Below are 1,006 nucleotides of genomic sequence, written 5' to 3'. Positions count from 1 at the left end.
TTGTCACTTTAATTTCCTCCTTTTTGTCATCCACAATTAATTGAACTTTATATTTACTGTTGCTTGGTACAATTACTTGTCCTTCTACTTTGTAGCCCTTCGGCATTAACCAATTCGTTTTCACTTCAAGGTGCGGTCGGTCAATAGCATTCGTCCAAGTACCTCCCCATTCTATGCCTAACTTTTTAGCTATAGCTCCTACTCAGTTTAATGTAGTCATATTATATAGAGATTGTGGGGGGCCAACAGCAATATCCCATGCTAAGCGAGATTTATGATTGCTATTCAATGTCCAAGTAACAATCTGCCCTGCTCTAGTTCGCCCTTGTGCATAGAGATAATTTTGGCGTGCTTGTGAGCGATATGTTTCAGTGATGAAGATGTTCTTAATACCTGCCTGAATTTAAAAATATAGCGCCAGCAAAGGGCAATAACGAGCTGAGAACAGAATGACTGAAGTTGCTTCGTTCTGCTTTGAAGAAACACCCTGTCGCTTCTGGACATGAACTTCAAAAACTAACAGGAATTAACCGTAAAATGCTTCAAAAACTAATCAAAGAAGAGGGCTTGAAGGATTAGCCCTAGACTTTTCCTCTCAAACCCTCTTTGGTATCTCGTGTTAAATATGAAGAAGCTTGACTACTTTTTGTTTTAAATTACCGAAAGAATCTTGCGCTCCTATACAGGATGGACAGCCTGATTCACAAGGACAATTTGCCACATGATGTTGTGTCTTTACTAGAAGCTCTTCCCACAATTCGTAGACCTTTTCACTTAAACCGATGCCACCAGGGTACTTATCATAGACAAAAAACGTCGGTTGCTCGTTATGGGTTGCCTTTACTTGTGGCACGACTGCTACATCACTGCTATCACATTGGATGAATAGCGGGATAAACGCATTCATCGCATAGGCAGCTCCCGTCATAGCATCTGTTAATTCTTCCTCTGACCATTTTTCTGGCGCTGCAAACGATAACCATGACGAACTTGTATGCATTTCATC

Annotated in this window: 2 protein-coding genes; both read right to left on the bottom strand. The window is 40.8% G+C overall.

Features of this window, described 5'->3' with window-relative positions; all coding sequences use genetic code 11:
- On the bottom strand, window positions 1-193 hold a 193-nt coding region (locus ACOMCU_RS28070; protein ID WP_421052308.1), incomplete at its 3' end, for a M15 family metallopeptidase.
- A gap of 426 nt (window positions 194-619) precedes the next feature.
- Window positions 620-1,006, bottom strand: a 387-nt coding sequence (locus ACOMCU_RS28065) for a Zn-binding domain-containing protein (RefSeq protein ID WP_421052307.1), incomplete at its 5' end; no start/stop codon positions are given.

This window comes from Lysinibacillus sp. UGB7 (genome assembly GCF_049058285.1).
Lineage (GTDB): Bacteria > Bacillota > Bacilli > Bacillales_A > Planococcaceae > Lysinibacillus > Lysinibacillus sphaericus_B.
The sequence above is the reverse complement of the archived record's forward strand: the minus strand, read 5'-3'. Positions and strand labels throughout refer to the sequence as shown.